This is a genomic window from Synechococcus lacustris str. Tous, assembly GCF_003011125.1.
GTDB classification, from domain to species: Bacteria; Cyanobacteriota; Cyanobacteriia; order PCC-6307; family Cyanobiaceae; genus Synechococcus_D; species Synechococcus_D lacustris.
In genome coordinates, this window is sequence record NZ_PXVC01000218.1 from 1 (window position 1) to 1,065 (window position 1,065).

Annotated in this window: 2 protein-coding genes; both read left to right on the forward strand. The window is 57.0% G+C overall.

Going from position 1 to position 1,065, the window contains the following annotated elements; genetic code table 11:
• The first annotated feature begins 345 nt into the window (after positions 1-345).
• Entirely contained in the window at positions 346-588 is a 243-nt protein-coding gene (locus tag C7K08_RS17005) for an AbrB/MazE/SpoVT family DNA-binding domain-containing protein (protein WP_106501171.1), read from the forward strand.
• On the forward strand, positions 585-989 hold the full coding sequence (locus C7K08_RS14445; RefSeq protein WP_106501172.1) for a type II toxin-antitoxin system VapC family toxin: 405 nt from the start codon (positions 585-587) through the stop codon (positions 987-989). The genes C7K08_RS17005 and C7K08_RS14445 overlap by 4 nt, the downstream gene beginning before the upstream one ends.
• The last annotated feature ends 76 nt before the right edge of the window (positions 990-1,065 follow it).

The window sequence follows — 1,065 nt, forward strand, 5'->3', positions numbered from 1 at the left end:
CCCCCCCCCTCTCATTTGCAGGTGTGCAGAAATCTGTACAGGCTGTTCAGATTCGAGGAGGCGCCCAAATTGTTATGGCTTCCCCCTGAGCCTCCTGCCGCCAACAAATCCCTACTCCCACCAGCTCCTGCAGCCAGTGAACACAGATCGCTGGTACTACCGGGCTCAGCCGCCGCAAACGCCAACACGCTGGGCCTCAACCCAGACACCCCCGGCGATCAGCTCTACCGTTTTGAAGCTCTTGAAATCAAGGAACTGAGCCTCCCCCGTTTTCAAGGACAGTGTTTAGAGAGTTGCTCCGGGGTTCTCGCGTCTTACACTGGTAAGACGTTTTAGCCCAACGCTATGGATGCGCTGCTTACCTTGTCATCGAAGGGGCAATTGGTAATACCTGCAAGACTGCGCCAGCTGTTGGGGCTCCAGGCCGGCGATCGGCTGGCGTTGAGTCTTGAGGCTGATGGTTTGCGCCTGATTCCTCAGGCTCATGCCAAGACCAGGTCTGCTAGCTCCTTGATCGGCTGCACTGGTTACCAGGGCCCGCCCCTGGCTTTGGAACAGATGGATCCGGCTCTCTTCGCCAAGCCATGAGCTCACCTGTGGCGCTCGATACGAATGTGCTGGTGCGTCTGTTGGTGAACGACGATTCGCCCCAAGCCCAGCAAGCGGCAGCTCTGATTGATGCCAGTGTGGCTTGCTTCGTGCCGATCACTGTCGTTCTTGAGCTGGAATGGGTACTCCKTGGGGCGTACAAGTTGCCTCGGGATGCGGTTATGAAGGCTTTTGAGGGGCTGTTGGCCATTCGACAGTTGCACCTAGAGCAGGAAGACCTCGTCGTGCGGGCTCTTGATTGGCACCGAAAAGGCATGGACTTTGCCGACGCTCTACACCTTGCTCGCAGCGAGGGATGTGGGGCACTTATTAGTTTTGACAGGCAATTTGCAATGGTGGCTGGGCAGCTAAACCTTCAGCCAGCAGTTAAAGGCCCTTGATACCAAACAACCACCGCCGGCCAATATTGCAGCCCCCCAGCCGCTGGTTTTGCCCTCAAGGGTGAATTCGAAGAAC

Coding starts and splice junctions, on each gene's coding strand:
- C7K08_RS17005 (WP_106501171.1), top strand. CDS start 346: ATGGATGCGCTGCTTACCTTGTCATCGAAGGGGCAATTGGTAATACCT.